14 protein-coding genes are annotated in these 15,275 nt (G+C 62.5%); 11 read left to right on the forward strand and 3 right to left on the reverse strand.

Annotated features, from left to right (window positions below; all coding sequences use genetic code 11):
* Positions 1 to 142 precede the first annotated feature (142 nt).
* Together G7047_RS19655 and phhA are read left to right on the forward strand one after the other, a co-directional pair.
* On the forward strand, positions 143 to 1,030 hold the full coding sequence (locus G7047_RS19655; protein ID WP_166309242.1) for a tripartite tricarboxylate transporter substrate binding protein: 888 nt from the start codon (positions 143 to 145) through the stop codon (positions 1,028 to 1,030).
* Between the two features lie 59 nt (positions 1,031 to 1,089).
* Complete coding sequence (phhA, locus tag G7047_RS19660) at positions 1,090 to 1,929, forward strand: phenylalanine 4-monooxygenase (RefSeq protein ID WP_166309245.1); 840 nt, start codon at positions 1,090 to 1,092, stop codon at positions 1,927 to 1,929.
* Here phhA and G7047_RS19665 read toward each other — a convergent pair.
* Complete coding sequence (locus tag G7047_RS19665; RefSeq protein WP_166309248.1) at positions 1,919 to 2,842, reverse strand: triacylglycerol lipase; 924 nt, start codon at positions 2,840 to 2,842, stop codon at positions 1,919 to 1,921. The genes phhA and G7047_RS19665 overlap by 11 nt on opposite strands.
* A gap of 120 nt (positions 2,843 to 2,962) precedes the next feature.
* Here G7047_RS19665 and G7047_RS19670 point away from each other — a divergent pair, with 120 nt between their 5' ends.
* The 5 genes from G7047_RS19670 (at position 2,963) to G7047_RS19690 (ending at position 8,209) form a co-directional block, all read left to right on the forward strand.
* Positions 2,963 to 3,889, forward strand: coding sequence for an MBL fold metallo-hydrolase (locus tag G7047_RS19670; protein WP_166309251.1), 927 nt, complete (start codon positions 2,963 to 2,965; stop codon positions 3,887 to 3,889).
* Positions 3,890 to 4,129: 240 nt separating this feature from the next.
* Positions 4,130 to 6,460 (forward strand): TonB-dependent siderophore receptor, encoded by a 2,331-nt coding sequence (locus G7047_RS19675; RefSeq protein ID WP_166309254.1) that lies wholly within the window; start codon positions 4,130 to 4,132, stop codon positions 6,458 to 6,460.
* A gap of 175 nt (positions 6,461 to 6,635) precedes the next feature.
* A complete protein-coding gene (locus tag G7047_RS19680; protein WP_166309257.1) occupies positions 6,636 to 7,319 on the forward strand; it encodes a Fe2+-dependent dioxygenase in 684 nt (227 codons plus the stop codon).
* 55 nt (positions 7,320 to 7,374) lie between these two features.
* Positions 7,375 to 7,647, forward strand: coding sequence for a PepSY domain-containing protein (locus G7047_RS19685; protein ID WP_166309260.1), 273 nt, complete (start codon positions 7,375 to 7,377; stop codon positions 7,645 to 7,647).
* Positions 7,634 to 8,209 (forward strand): cytochrome b/b6 domain-containing protein, encoded by a 576-nt coding sequence (locus G7047_RS19690; RefSeq protein WP_240939196.1) that lies wholly within the window; start codon positions 7,634 to 7,636, stop codon positions 8,207 to 8,209. The genes G7047_RS19685 and G7047_RS19690 overlap by 14 nt, the downstream gene beginning before the upstream one ends.
* A 147-nt stretch (positions 8,210 to 8,356) precedes the next feature.
* Here the strand turns inward: G7047_RS19690 and G7047_RS19695 are convergent, their stop codons facing one another.
* Positions 8,357 to 10,339 carry a lytic transglycosylase domain-containing protein gene (locus G7047_RS19695; RefSeq protein WP_166309263.1) on the reverse strand — a complete coding sequence of 661 codons (1,983 nt, stop codon included), beginning with the start codon at positions 10,337 to 10,339 and terminating at the stop codon, positions 8,357 to 8,359.
* A 14-nt stretch (positions 10,340 to 10,353) separates the two neighbouring features.
* Here G7047_RS19695 and G7047_RS19700 point away from each other — a divergent pair, with 14 nt between their 5' ends.
* Entirely contained in the window at positions 10,354 to 10,929 is a 576-nt protein-coding gene (locus tag G7047_RS19700; protein WP_166309266.1) for a 5-formyltetrahydrofolate cyclo-ligase, read from the forward strand.
* Between the two features lie 165 nt (positions 10,930 to 11,094).
* Here G7047_RS19700 and queC read toward each other — a convergent pair whose 3' ends face one another.
* A complete protein-coding gene (gene queC / locus G7047_RS19705; protein ID WP_166309269.1) occupies positions 11,095 to 11,826 on the reverse strand; it encodes a 7-cyano-7-deazaguanine synthase QueC in 732 nt (243 codons plus the stop codon).
* A gap of 102 nt (positions 11,827 to 11,928) precedes the next feature.
* Here queC and G7047_RS19710 point away from each other — a divergent pair, with 102 nt between their 5' ends.
* The 3 genes from G7047_RS19710 (at position 11,929) to G7047_RS19720 (ending at position 14,900) form a co-directional block, all read left to right on the forward strand.
* Positions 11,929 to 12,624: a glutathione S-transferase family protein gene (locus tag G7047_RS19710; RefSeq protein WP_166309272.1), complete on the forward strand. Its 696-nt coding sequence runs from the start codon at positions 11,929 to 11,931 to the stop codon at positions 12,622 to 12,624.
* A 615-nt stretch (positions 12,625 to 13,239) separates the two neighbouring features.
* Positions 13,240 to 14,496, forward strand: coding sequence for a multifunctional CCA addition/repair protein (locus G7047_RS19715; RefSeq protein WP_166309275.1), 1,257 nt, complete (start codon positions 13,240 to 13,242; stop codon positions 14,494 to 14,496).
* On the forward strand, positions 14,493 to 14,900 hold the full coding sequence (locus G7047_RS19720; protein WP_166309278.1) for a hypothetical protein: 408 nt from the start codon (positions 14,493 to 14,495) through the stop codon (positions 14,898 to 14,900). The genes G7047_RS19715 and G7047_RS19720 overlap by 4 nt, the downstream gene beginning before the upstream one ends.
* Positions 14,901 to 15,275 lie beyond the last annotated feature (375 nt).

Below are 15,275 nucleotides of genomic sequence, written 5' to 3' on the forward strand. Positions count from 1 at the left end.
TGCTGCATCGCAATAAATTGTAAATATACTGGGCCAATATTTACTTTTCAGAGGACCCGCCGTGCTCCGCGCTTCTTTTCTGCTCAGTGTCTTGCTCGCCTGCGTCCCCTTGGCCGCCACGGCCCAGAATGCCTCGGCGCCCATGACGCTGGTCGTCCCCTATCCGGCGGGCGGCCCGCTTGACACTTCCGCGCGCCTCATCGCGCAGGAGGCGAGCGGCCCGCTGGGCACCATCAAGGTCGAGAACAAGCCCGGCAAGGGTGGAGGAACAGGTGCGGAGTTGGTCGCCAAGGCACCGAAGTCGTCCAATATGGTGCTGATGGGTGCCGTGGCCACGCACGCGGTGAATCCGTGGCTGTACAAGAACTTCCCTTACGACCCGCTCAAGGACTTCAAGCCTCTGGTGCTGGTCGCCCGCACGCCCAATGTGCTGGTGATGAACGCCGAACTTGCGCAGGAACTCAACATCCAGTCCACGACGGATCTGGTGAAGTACCTCAAGGCGAATCCGGACAAGCTCAAGTACGGCTCGGGCGGCAACGGCAGCATCGGTCACATCGCGGCGGAGATGTTCAAGTCGCTGACCAACACCCGCATGGCGCATGTGCCGTTCCAAGGCTCGAACCCGGCACTCAAGGCGCTCGAATCCAAGGAAGTCGGACTGGTGTTCGACAACCTCGCCTCCTCGCTGCCACGCATCCAGACCGGTCACCTGAAGGCGCTGGGCGTGACCTCGCTCGGTCGCGACGACTCGCTGCCCAAAGTGCCCAGCATCAATGACGAGGTGCCCGGCTTCAACGTGGTGACCTGGTTCGGCCTGTTCGCGCCCGCATCGCTGCCCGACAACGATGCGCGCCGCTACGCCGATGCCTTCCAGTCGGCCATGAAAGGCAGCCACGGCGCGGCAGGCTTGAAGAAGATGGGCATTTCGCCCGAGGACGTTCGTCTCTCGAGTTTTCAGGAGTTTGTGGAGTCGGAGAACAGCAAGTTCGGCTTTCTGATCAAGGCGGCCAAGATCCGCATCGAGTAAACAGCAGCCACACGAGGGGCTGACAGGCCCGGATTGGCTGCGATGAAAAGGAGCACATCATGGGACAAGCCCCTGTCGTCTACGGCCAATCGAGCCGTCCGCCGCGTGGAGACTACAGCCGCGCGCACGAGGACTTCACCTGCGTGCAGAACTTCGACGCCTACACGGTGGCCGATCACGACACCTACCACCGGCTCTATGAACGCCAGTCCGCGCTGCTGCCGGGTCTGGCGAGCCAGGCTTTCATCGATGTGCTGCCCAGGCTCGGCGCCAAAGAGCGCATTCCGCGCTTTGACGACATCAACGAGCAGCTCTGGCGCGCCACGCGCTGGGAGATCGTCGCCGTGCCGGGGCTGATTCCCGAGCGAGCGTTCTTCTCGCTGCTCGCCAATCGCCAGTTCCCGGTGACCGACTGGATCCGCAAGCCCGAGGAGTTCGAATACATCGTCGAGCCCGACGTGTTCCACGACCTCTTCGGCCATGTGCCGCTACTCTTCAACCCGGTGATTGCCGACTACATCCAGCGCTACGGCCAGGGCGGCTTGAAGGCCGAAGATCTGGGAGCGGGCGAGATGCTCTCGCGCCTGTACTGGTACACCATCGAATTCGGCCTGATCCGCGAGCCCGATGGCCTGCGGGCCTATGGCGCCGGCATTCTGAGTTCAAGCGGCGAACTGCAGTACAGCGTGCAAAGCCCTGAGCCTCGGCGGCTGCCGCTGGAGCTGGCGCGCACCATGCGCACTCGTTACAAGATCGACACCTACCAGCAGACGTATTTTGTGATCGACAGCTTCGAGCAGCTGTTTGCGCTGACGGAGCCCGATTTCACCCACCTCTACGAAGAACTGCGTCTGCTGCCCGAATTTTCGGCCAACAGCGAACCACTGGTCAGCGCCTGACGGGCGCTGGAAGCTGCGACTCGATCAGCGCCCAGAGCTGCGGCGCAACCAGCATCTGCACATGGGCGTATCCAGCGAGCAGATGCGTTTCAGCGTTCGCGAGCTGCGAGGTCGATTCCGGGAACACGACGTTGTCGCAATCCGAATAGACGCAATGCCAGCGCACGCGAGAAAACGCGCTTCCTCCCTCGGCCTCGTCGCTGCGCAACTGCGCAAGCCAGCGACTCCCCGGGCGCATCTCCTTGACGTTGGTCCCCATCGCGCACATTGCCATCGGCGATCCGTGGTGCGGACTGCCAATCGTGATCACCACATGCGGCACCAGCTCGCCGGCGGGTGGCTGACTGCGCAGCCAGTCGCGCAGCACCAGCCCACCCATGCTGTGCCCGACCAGCAGCGGTGCCACGCCCGTCGCTGTATGCAGGTGGCGCACGGCAGCATCCAGGGTGAGACGCGCGGTCGCGATGCGGTGCAGCAGCATCGGCAGACTCACGGCGACATAGGGAATGTTCTGCGCGCGCAGTTGCAGCATCGTCTGCGTCCACACCGCTCGATTACATAGCCAGCCATGCACCAGCACCACGCCGCGCCGGCCCTGTGCATTGGCCGGAAGATGGTCGGGCACCGCCCATTCGCGCCATGGAATCTGCCAGGCGAACTGACGTGCGGACTCCTGCGTCTCAGCGTTCCATGCTTTGAGCACCGCGCCGCGCGCCGCCACCGACAAGCCCAAGCGCCGCTTGTAGGTCTGCATGATCCAGAACTGCAGTCCCAGCCACAGTCGCCCTGCCAACATGAACAGCGCGATGCCAGCGATCGCAAGCCATGCCGAACGCGGCCACGCCCAAGCGACCCACGCGACCACGCAGATCACATTGAAAACACTGACGGCACGCAGCCACCAAGCGACCATGAATTCAGCCCTTTCTTCGGACAAGCAATCAGCACGCATTGTGCATGGTGCGTCCCGATTTGTACCCTCGGGACAGGCACAATGCTTCGAGAGACAACGCCAGCCAAGAAACACCAACCCATGACCCTCACCACGCCAGCCCTTCCCTCCGACATCACCGTGCTGGAGCGCGGCTGGCTGTCCGCAAACAATGTGCTGTTTCAGGGCGAACAAGGGACGGCACTGGTAGACAGCGGCTACTTCACCCATGCCGAGCAGACCGTCGAGCTGGTCGCCTTCACGCTGAGCGAAAGGCCACTTGACCTGCTGATAAACACCCATCTGCACAGCGATCACTGTGGTGGCAATGCCGCCTTGCAGGCACGTTGGCCGCGACTGGAGACTCGCATCCCGCCGGGCCAACTCGAACAGGTCCGCCGCTGGGATCCGGTTGCACTGACCTATGAACCCACGGGCCAGCACTGCCCGCCATTCCGCGCCGATGCGGTACTCACGCCCGGCGAACACATCCGTCTGGGCGACCGACCCTGGCAGATCCATGCCGCACCCGGCCATGACGCACATGCGGTCGTGCTGTTCGAGCCAGTGTCTCGCGTGATGATCTCGGGCGACGCACTCTGGGAGAACGGCTTCGGAGTGGTGTTCCCCGAGCTCGAGGGCGAGGAAGGCTTTGCCGACGTGGGCACAACACTCGACCTCATCGAGCACCTCGCTCCAGAGACAGTGATCCCCGGCCACGGCCCGGTGTTCGGCGATGTACCCCGGGCGCTGGAAATCTCGCGCCGCCGCCTCGCGGGCTTTGTCGCTGATCCGCTCAAGCACGCGCGCCACGCTGCCAAGGTGCTACTCAAGTACAAGCTGCTGGAATGGCAACGCATTCCCATGGCGGACGCACTGCGCTGGCTAGAGAACACACCGTATTTCCGTCTGCTGCATGAACGCCATTTCGCCGCGCTCGATCTGCACGACTGGGCCGCGGAACTGGTGCGTGACCTCGTCGCCAGCGGCGCTGCGGCACGTCAAGAAGCACTGCTACTCAACGCCTGATTTCGGGCGCTACCCGCCCTCGCCCGACAGGGTTTTGCGGCTTGCACATAGAACTCGCAAAAAGTTCCATCTGCATTCAAAACAATCATAGCAACGCGCAACAATCTGTTGCCAGCACGCCACAAAACACCCCATTTCCCGGCAGAAATAGGGAGAAATTCGAGTGGTCCGAGAAACAGGCACGAGAACGAGAGTGATTCTCAACAATAATCCACTCCAGTTAAACAGAGGGTATTTTTCATGCAATCCAAACGTTCACACGTTAAAAAGCCACGCAGCCTGCGTCTGGCCGACAGCGTTGCAGCAGCCGTCGTTCTGCTGCCGCTGAGCGCCTTCGCTCAAACCACTGCAGCTCCCGCCACCGCCGCCGAAGCCCTGCCCACCGTGACGGTGAAGGAACAGGCCATCGATCCCAACCCGAACGCTGAAGTCGGCGCGCCCTACAAGGCCAAGACTTCCGCGGACGTGCGCCACACACGTCCGCTGGCCGAGACGCCGCAGACCATCTCGGTGATCACCAAGTCCGCCATCGACGACTCCGGCGTGACCGATCTGAAGCAGATTCTTTCCGCACAGCCCGGCATCACTCTGGGCACCGGCGAAAACGGCAATGCCTTCGGCGACCGCTACATCATTCGCGGCCAAGAAGCCCGCTCCGACGTGTTTGTGGACGGTCTTCGTGACCCAGGTATGACAACACGCGAAAGCTTCGCGGCCGAACAAGTGGAAATCACCAAGGGCCCGAACTCCACGTTCGCAGGTCGTGGTTCCGCTGGCGGCGCGGTGAACGTGATCACCAAGCAAGCCACGCTGGACTATGACTTCACCCGCCTGTCGGGCTCGGTCGGCACAGACAGCCACTACCGCCTGACGATGGACGCCAACAAGGCCATCAACGACAAATTCGCGCTGCGCGTGAACGCGCTCGTGGGCGCCGAAGACGTGCCGGATCGCGGCCCGTCCGAGCGCAAGCGAAAGGGTCTGGCACTGTCCGGCCTGTGGGAAATCAACCCTGACCTGAACGTCACCGTCGACTACTACGGCTTCCGTGGCAAGGACAACCAGCCCGACCTCGGCGGCTACCTCGTGGGCACCGCTCCTGCCCGCTACCCAGCGAGCAACGTGCCCGTGTACGCCCAGTCCAACGACTTCCTGAAGTCGGACGTCGACACGCTGACCGCACGCGTCAACTACCGCCTCACGCCCGACGTCAAGCTCAACAGCCTGACGCGCTACGGCACCTCGAGCAACGGTTACGCCACCACCGGCGCATCGGCCCGCACGGCCTACAACGCCGATGGTTCCACCTACGCAACCGCTGGCATCGACGGCGGTCACACCGGCTGGCAGGAAGTGCATTACTTCGCGCACCAGACCAATCTGCGCTGGGACACCCAGATCGCGGGCATGAAGCACGAGTTCATCACCGGCTTCGAGTACACCGACCACATGGTCAAGTCCGGCAACTACACCGTCGGCAACACCGGCGCTTACAACTGCCGCACCAGCGCAACCGCCACTGCCAACAACGGCTGGTGCTTCACCAACGCCGCTGGTGCGAGCCTGGGCGACCCGACCACCATGGCCGGCCGCAGCTACTCGCGCAACGGCTGGAACCGTGACTGGCAAGTGCGCACCTACGCCCTGTCGCTCATGGACACGGTGGACCTGACCGACAAGCTGACCGTATTCGGCGGCGTGCGCGCCGACCACTACAAGCTGTCCATGCTGACCCGCAACGCCGCCACTGGCGCGCAGACCGGTGACTACGGCTTCAGCGACACGCTGTTCAACGGCCACTTGGGTGTGAGCTACAAGATCAACCCGCAAGGCATCGTCTACGCTGGCTACGGCACATCGCAGGACATCAACGGCGGCGAGCCCGATGCTGGCACCAGCAGCGGCTACGGTGGCCTCGTGATTTATAACGGCAGCGCCGCTGGCGCCAAGCCAGAGCGTTCGCAGAACTTCGAACTCGGCACCAAGTGGAACATTCTGGACGACAAGCTGCTGGCGACTGCCGCTGTGTTCCAGACCACCAAGACCGACGTGATGGAAGGCGCGAACTACGACACGGCTGGCACGTTCAACACCGGCAAGAACCGCGTGCGCGGCGTCGAATTCGGTCTCGCTGGCAATGTGACCAAGGACTTCCAAGTACAAGCCGGCCTGGCCATCATGAAGTCCAAGGTGCTGCGCTCAGCGACCGAAGCCAACGTGGGCCGTCCGCTGTCCAACTTTGCTGACCGTTCGTTCGCTCTGCAAGGCAAGTACCAGTTGACCAAGGACCTCTCGATCGGCGCCATCGCCCGTCACGAGAGCGACCGTTGCGGCGGCCAGCCCGACACCGCTGCCGGCTTCACAGCCTCCGGCGTGTGCTCGCAAGCCGTGCCTTCGTTCACCGTGTATGACGCGTTCGCTTCGTATCGCATCAACAAGTACGCCGACGTGCGCCTGAACGTGCTGAACCTGACCAACAAGGACTACTACACTGCCGTGTACCGTTCGGGCGCGTTCCTGTACAAGGGCGACTCGCGCGCCGTGCGCCTGACGCTGAACCTGGACCTGTAAGGCAGGCCAGCGAACCCATCCGCAGCGCCTGATGATTATTCTCTGACGCTGCGGATTTGTTCAGGTCTTGTGTGCCCCAAATCAGTGACCATCGATGCCGGGCCCCTGCCCGGCATTTCCGCTTGTGCTTATCGGTTATCTATCGATTTCCAAAACGGAACAGGGAACTCCAAACATGTTGATCACCATCGACAAGGTCCTGACCAAAGAGCAGGTCCTTCATTTCCGCCAGCAGCTCGATCAGGCCGACTGGAATGACGGCGCCGCCACCGCAGGCACGCTGGCCAAGAGCGTCAAGCGCAACCAGCAGCTCGACGACAATGGCGAGCTGTGCATCGCGCTCGGCAACCAGATCGTGCGCACGCTCTCGCAGACGCCGCTGTTCATCTCGGCCGCACTGCCGCGCATCATCTATCCACCCAAATTCAACCGCTATGCCGACGGCGGCACCTACGGCGCGCATGTTGACAGCGCGCTCATGTTCCTGCCCGGCAGCAGCCAGCAGATGCGCACCGACCTGTCGGCCACGCTGTTTCTCGCCGAGCCCGACGAATACGACGGCGGCGAACTCGAGATCGAGGGCCCGTTCGGCGTGCAATGCGTGAAGCTCGAAGCGGGCGACATGGTGCTCTATCCGTCAAGCAGCCTGCACCGCGTTACGCCCGTCACGCGCGGCGCACGCATGGCCTCATTCTTCTGGATCGAGAGCCTCGTGGCCGACGAGACCGAGCGCACGCTGCTGTTCGATCTGGACCAGTCGGTGCAGCACATCGCACCCTCTTTCGCGCCCGACGATCAACGACTCGTGCAGCTCACCGGCGTCTATCACAACCTGTTGCGACGCTGGGCCAAGCCCTGACATCCACGGGTTCGCAGAACGTTTTAAGATTCGATTTCCTCAAGGAGTGCACCTCATGAAAACCATCAAAACCCTCTTGTGCGCCGCCATCCTGACCGTGGGCGCGAGCAGCGCCTTCGCTCACGGCAACGTGACCTGCAAGGAATATCCCAAGAACGAATGGCGCCCACACACCGAGCTGCAGCAGAAGCTCGAGAAGGAAGGCTGGGTCATCCGCCGCATGGAAAAGACTGCCACCTGCTACGAGGTCTACGCCAAGGATCCCAAGGGCAAGCGCATCGAAGCGTTCTTCGACCCCAAGACCTTCGAACGCGTTGAAGAAGAATAATCCGATTACCGAAAGCCAGACCGCACCAGTGAAGGTGCGCGTCTGGGACTGGCCCGTGCGCTTGCTGCACTGGGGTCTGGTGGTGTGCATCGCGCTGTCCTGGTGGAGCCGCGAAGACCTTGGACCTCTGCACGAGCGCACGGGCTATGTCGTCATCGGCATCCTCGTGGCACGGCTGCTCTGGGGCTTCACCGGAACGCACTACGCACGCTTCGCGCAGTTCGTGCGCACGCCTCAGGCCACTCTCGCCTACGCGCGCTCTGCGCTCCAAGGCAAGGCCCCGCGCTACATCGGCCACAACCCGCTGGGTGGCTGGATGGTGGTAGCGCTGCTCGCCTGCCTGAGCCTGCTCACCTTCACGGGCTGGCTCTACACCACCGACATGTTCTGGGGCTATGGCTGGCTGGCCGAGCTGCACAAGTATCTGGCCTGGATCCTGCTCGGCCTCGTCGCCCTGCACGTCGCAGGCATGCTATGGACCTGCTGGGAGCACCGCGAAAACCTGGTGCGCGCGATGTTCTCTGGAAAAAAAGCCACGCCATCCAAAGACGACGTGGCTTGATCGTTAGTAACGCTCAAAACTGGCGCGTCCCAAGCGAGTGACAGCCGAGCAAGGGCCGCCCCGCAGCGACGGCTGTGTCCCCCTCCGCTGCGCAACGCGCAGCATCAGAGAGGGGGAAGGCGCGAAGCGACTCAGGGGGGCACGCCATTACGGCAGGTCTTTGTTCGGTTCGGGCTCAGCCGCATTGCGCGGGCCCACCGTTCCCAATCGCGACTTGATCGACTGTGGCTGCCCCGTAAGAATGGCCGCATAGTTGTTGGTGTTCGCCAGCACGTTCTTCACATAAGTGCGGGTCTCGGCGAAGGGTACGTTCTCTGCCCAGATCGCCGTATCGACCACCGGACCATTGCGCCAATTGCGCGGGCGGCCAGGCCCCGCGTTGTAGGCAGCAGCGGCCAGCGCCATCGAGCCGTCGAAATCATCAAGCGCCAGCTTCAGATACGCGGTGCCGATGGTGATGTTGGTCTCGCGGTCGTAGATCATGTCGGGCGTGAAGTCGGTCATGCCGATCTTGCGGGCCGTCCATTTGGCGGTCGCAGGCATCACCTGCATCAGACCCGATGCGCCCACATGCGAGCGCGCGTCCATGATGAAACGGCTTTCCTGACGAATCAAGCCGTAGACATAAGCCGGATCGAGGCCAATGCTCTTGGAGTGATCCACCACCAAGCCGCGAAATGGCATCGGATAGCGCTGAGTCGCGTCGATGAACGACTTGGTGCGCTCGCTGGTGTTGACGCAACGATCCCAGATCTCCTGCTTGCACGCCAAATCGGCGGCCGCCAACAGTTCGCGGTCACTCATACCGCCGGGGTTGTGCAGATTGGTCGCGTAGTTCCACTCGCGCACGCCTTCGCTGCGCAGGCCGAGCAAGATGGCATAGAGCCCGCGATTGAGCCCCGGATTGGCACGCGCACCCGCGATTTCTTCGGCCGTGAGCGCTTGGGGCGCCGGTGGCATGGCCACCTTCTGGCCCAACTCTTCGCGAGCAAGTTGCTCGTAGAAGTTGCTGGTGCCCGCAATCGACTCGAACAAGCGCTTGGCGTTCGCCTTGTCCTCATCACCCGGGCGATTCGATAGATAGGCCCGTCCGCGCCAGTAGACCCAGGTCGGATCGGTGCGGCCCGCAGCGCTCATCGCGTCGATGCTGCGCGAGACGACCTTCCACTGCCCCGCGCGCATCGCGGCGCGCACACGCCAGCCCAGCATGTCGTCATTCAAGTCGGCGTCGCGCGTCACGTTGTTGAAATAGCCCAGTGCATCGGGCGACAGCGAATTGGCCGCCTGCTTGCCGATCAGCCCCCAGAGCCAATTGCGCTCCTCGGCCGAAAGCTGCACGCCCCATTTGTTGTCAAGGATATTCGCAGCCTGCGCCGGATCGCTCATGGCCATGCGGATCAGCGCCAGCACGATGAATTCCTGCTTCATCTTGCCGCGCGCCGTGGCCCGGCCGGTCAGGTATTTGGTGGGCGAATCGATGGCCTCGCGCAGACCGCCCGCCGCCTCGGGAGCGACGATCTGCACGGCCTTCGCCACCGCCCGCAGGCGGTTGGCCTCGGCCGCGAGCCGCGCCTTGCGCCAGACATCGATGGCCTTGATCTTCTTGTTGCCGAACAGCTCGGACGCCGCATAGGCGCAGCCGTCGTCCAGTTCGCGCTGGCTGTACCAGTTGCGCAGAATCAGGTCAGCACCTTCTTCCGTCGCCTTGCCCACCATCTGATCGACGTTGAGGGCGTAGCACTGCACCTCCTTGTCGTCACGCATGCGGAACTTGGCGTGCACATCCATGAACCGCTCCCAGTCACGCCGCTGGCCGAGCAACAGCAACCAGTCGTTGCGCAGACGGTCTTCCTGATAGCTTCCCGCGTAACGTTGCAAGAAAGCATCAACCTCGTCCTGCGTCGCCTCTTCGAGCCGCGCCTTCAGTTCCCAGTAGGCAGCCCAAGGTTCAAGCACGTGGCCCCGCGCGCCCGACAGGAGTGCGGAGAGCTTTTGTTTGTCTTTCTGCCTGAATGCTTTTTGCATTTCAAGCAGCACATCGTCGCCCCGGGTTTGTGCCGAAACGGGCGCAACCGTACTTGCCAGACTAGCCCCGAGCAGTAACGGTGTCAGAATCTTGAGCCATTGCATTACTGGATTATGTGATGGACAAAGCAGCCCTGCGTCGCGCACTGGTAGAACAACGACTTAATTTGCCCGACAGGTTGGTTCGCGCCGACATGTTGCAGCGTGTCATGCGCATCTGGCTGGTCGACAGGCCCGACACCGTCATCGGTGCCTACTGGCCCATCAAGGGGGAATTTGACCCTCTGCCCGCCCTGCACCGCTGGAAGGAAGACGGCGAGTTGCTCGACGAGCCCAAGCGCCGCCGCATCGGCTTGCCGGTGGTGAACCGCGAGCACAAGACCCTCACCTTCCACGCCTGGTACCCCGGCTGTCCGATGGAAGAAGACGCCTACGGCATCCCCAAGCCCAAGGACACCGAACTGATCGTGCCCACTCTGCTCTTCGTGCCCTGCGTGGGCTACAGCGCGGGCGGCTACCGCCTCGGCTACGGCGGCGGCTTCTACGACCGCACACTGGCCGCACTCGAGCCGCGCCCGTTCACCGTGGGGCTGGGCTACACCAATGGCTATGTCGATGAATTCGAGCCCGAGGCACATGACCAGCCCTTGGACGCGATCCTGAACGACAACGGCGTCGTCTGGCCGAACTATTGACCTCCCCCTGAGGCGCTGCGCGCCTTCCCCCTGAGGGGGACACCGCCTTCGCCGCGAAGCGGCTCTTGCTCGGTGGTTGCTGGCATGGCCTGCTCCGCAGCCTTCTGACAGGTGAGGGCGCGCGTCTTTCAGGAAATTTGCCTCGTTTACTTATTGAGACAATTTTTATTGAGCCGCTTGGTGGTGCCACTGCGCCCAACCACGCGCGCGCAACTCGCACGCCGGACAGCCCCCGCAGCCGTATCCCCAATCCTGCAGGCTGTCGCGCACGCCCAGATAGCAGGTATGGGTGTCGCGCCGGATCAGCTCGACCAACTGCGCCCCGCCCAGCTCGAAGGCCAGCTGCCAGGTCTGCGCCTTGTCGATCCACATCAGCGGCGTCTCGATCAGCAGACGCCGCTCCAGTCCCAGATTGAGTGCCAACTGCATGGCCTTCATCGTGTCGTCGCGGCAATCGGGGTAGCCCGAAAAATCGGTCTCGCAGACGCCCGTCACGATCACGCTGATGCCCCGCCGGTAGGCCAGCGCCCCCGCCAGCGTCAGAAACAGCAGATTGCGCCCCGGCACAAAGGTGTTCGGCAGACCGTCTGCCTGCATCGCGAACGCCACATCCTCGGTCAGCGAAGAGCCCCCGATCTGCGCCAGCACATCGAGCGAAAGCACATGGTCCTCACCGAGTTTCGCGTCCCACTCTGGAAACGCCTCGCGCAGCGCCTGCAGGGCGGTCTGCCGCACCTGCATCTCGATGCTGTGCCGCTGGCCGTAGTCAAACCCCAGCGTCTCCACCCGTTCGTAACGCGACAACGCCTGCGCGAGACAGGTGGTGGAATCCTGGCCGCCGGAGAAGAGAACCAGAGCGGTCTTGTGGATGGCGTTGGGTGAATTCGAAAAGGACATAGCTGAAGGATGGGCGGACATGGGCCAGAATTAGAACACCGCACGCGCCGCGCGCATGCGCACCCGTCCTCCCATACCGCTCCAACGAACGAGGTTCTCACCATGCTCCAACTCTTCATCGGCAACAAGAACTACTCCTCCTGGTCCATGCGCCCCTGGGTGCTACTCAAGCAGGCTGGCATCCCGTTCGAGGAAGTGCTGGTGCGCTTCGACAGCTTTTCCGAAGGCTCCAGGTTCAAGACCCAGATAGGTCAAGTTTCCCCCACCGGCAAGGTGCCCGCGCTGGTCGACGGCGAGCTCGCCATCTGGGATACCCTCGCCATCGCCGAATATCTCGCGGAGAAATTCCCCGAAAAACACCTCTGGCCAACGGAGGCCAAGGCCCGCGCCATCGCCCGCAGCGTCTGCGCCGAAATGCACAGCGGCTTCACCGCACTGCGCAGCAATTGCGGCATGAACATCGAAGCCAGCCTACCCGAGATCGGAGCCCTGATCTGGCGCGACAAGCCCGCCGTACAGGCCGATGTGAACCGCCTCGTGGAGATGTGGAGCAGCCTGCTCGACACCCACAAGGGTCCGATGCTGTTCGGCGAATTCAGCATTGCCGATGCTTACTACGCTCCGGTCTGCTCGCGGATCACGACTTATACGCTGCCGGTGCCTGCCCACATCAAGGCTTATGTGGAGCGGGTGATGGCTCTGCCTGGCGTGCAGGCGTGGGTGAAGGATGCGCTCGCGGAGAATGACTTTGTTCCGTTTGACGAGCCGTATCGGGTCAAGGGCAACGCCGCTTCATAACGGGATGAGCGCCGCTGCGTTAGGGTGATATTCGGCTTTTCGTTTCTGCTCTTGCCACTCGGTTTGAGGGCAGAGGCCCGGAGTTCCGCCCGGCGGCGGAGTTACCTTTTGCTTGCGCGCAAAAGGTAACCCAAAACGCGCTTTGAATACCCGCGGCAGAACTCGCTTTGCGCTTCGCGCGCCGCTCGGACAACCGCCGCAAGTCAGAGTTTTCAAAAGAGGAATGTTCGGCACGTCGCTTCGCTCGTGCCGTGCATCTCGCGACTTCGCGAGATGTTGGTGCGCCAGCCTTGTGCATTTTTAGTTTGCTCGTTGGATCGACTTTCTTCAAAAGAACCGTGGGCATTTGCACCCCAACCCAGTTTTGCAAACGCCCCGGCACGAGCGAAGCGATGTGCCGCAAACACCTCTTTCCAAACTGATTTCCGGCGGTTGCCCGAGCAGAGTAACGAAGGAACGCCGCGAGTTCCGCCGGATGACTTCAAAGCGCATTTTTGGTGACTTTTTGGGCAAGACCAAAAAGTTACTCGCCCGCCGGGGCGAGACCCGGCCTCTGAACCAACCCACCCAGCAGAAGCTGAATCAACCCACCCCCAACTGCCCTAAACTTCCAATATGAAAATCTATATGGTAGGCGGCGCAGTACGCGACCGCCTCATGGGCCAACCAGTGAACGACCGCGATTGGGTCGTTGTCGGCGCGCAGCCCGAAGAAATGACACAGCTCGGCTACACCGCCGTCGGCCGCGACTTTCCCGTGTTCCTGCATCCGCAGACGCACGAGGAATACGCCCTCGCGCGCACCGAACGCAAGAGCGGCCGAGGCTATCGCGGCTTCGTGGTGCAGACCTCGCCCGACGTCACGCTCGAAGAAGACCTCTCGCGCCGCGACCTCACGGTCAACGCAATGGCCGCGCCACTCGACTGGAACGGCAGCGCTGACGCCGTGGTTGACCCTTACGACGGCCAGAGGGATCTGCAAAGCAAGATCCTGCGCCACGTGACCAACGCCTTCCGCGAAGACCCTGTGCGCATCCTGCGCATCGCCCGCTTCGCCGCGCGCTTTGCCGATTTCAGCGTCGCGCCCGAGACCATCGCCCTCATGCGCGAGATGGTGGCCGAGGGCGAGGTCGATCACCTCGTGCCCGAACGCGTCTGGCAGGAAATCTCGCGCGGCCTCATGGAGCCACGCCCCTCGCGCATGTTCGAGGTTCTGCGCGAATGCGGCGCGCTCACGGTGCTGCTACCCGAACTCGATGCACTCTGGGGCGTGCCGCAACGCGCCGAATACCACCCCGAAGTCGACACCGGCGTGCACGTGATGATGGTGGTGGACATGTCCGCCCAATTGCACACACCGCTGGGCGTGCGCGTTGCCAGCCTGATGCACGACCTCGGCAAGGGCACCACACCCGCCGACATCCTGCCGCGCCATATCGCACATGAGGAACGCAGTGTCGATCTGGTGAACTCCGTCTGCGACCGCTGGCGCGTGCCCAACGACCTGCACGAACTCGCCGTACTGGTCGCACGCGAACACGGCAACATCCATCGCAGCAAGGAGCTCAGCCCGGGCGCGTTGCTGCGCCTCTTCGAGCGCTGCGACGCCATCCGCAAACCCGCACGTTTTGAAGAAGCCCTGTTTGCCTGCGAATGCGATGCGCGCGGGCGACTGGGGTTCGAGAACAATCCCTATCCACAGCGCACGCGCCTGACCCATGCCCTGCAAGCCGTGCTCGATGTGAAAACCGGCCCCATCGCAGGAGCAGCCGCAAAACGTGGCCTCAAGGGCGAAGCCATTGGCGCGGCCGTCGCCGACGCAAGGCGAGAGGCATTGCGCATATGGCTGTCCAACGAAGCACCGACACCATGACAGAACCCCTATCGATCCGAACCACCGAACAACTGCGCGACTTGGCCGCACAAGGTCAGACTGGCGAAGGCTGCAACTGCCACCTGATCCAATACCAAGGCTGGGACAGCATCACCGAGATGCGCTGGCCCGCCGCCCAGATGCAGCAGATCGCCGACCTGCGCGAACCTGGCGTGGACGAACCCACCTTTGAAGAATTCCACCCCGACCGCACCCGATACGAAAGCCCCGACGCGCCCATCGCGCTCGCCTACTTTCCGGTCAATCGCAGCACCATCTGGCGCTGCGGGAAATGCGGCATTCAGGTGATGCGATATACGGAATTCGGTGGGTACTACGTGGATCAGCGCGTGCGGGTGCTGGATGCGACGCTTGTTGTGGATGCACCTGCGCCGACGGTCTGAGAGATCCTCTGATCTGATGGTTGAGTGCCTTTCTCACTCGCCATGTTGGGAGGTTTTTTTCTGGCTTTTTGCTGTGTTGTTGAGGGCAGAGGCCGGGAGTTCCGCCCGGCGGCGGGGTTACCTTTTGCTTGCGCGCAAAAGGTAACCCAAAACGCGCTTTGAATACCCGCGGCAGAACTCGCTTTGCGCTTCGCGCGCCGCTCGAACAACCGCCGCGAGTCAGAGTTTTCAAAAGAGGAATGTTCGGCACGTCGCTTCGCTCGTGACGCGCAGTGAAATCATCCGGGCGTAAAAGAGCAGTGGGCATTTACCGCCCAACCCAGCTCCGCAAACGCCCCTGGCACGAGCGCAGCGACGTGCCGTAAACACCTCTTC

Origin of the sequence: Diaphorobacter sp. HDW4A (assembly GCF_011305995.1) — a bacterium.
Taxonomy (GTDB): Bacteria; Pseudomonadota; Gammaproteobacteria; order Burkholderiales; family Burkholderiaceae_C; genus Diaphorobacter_A.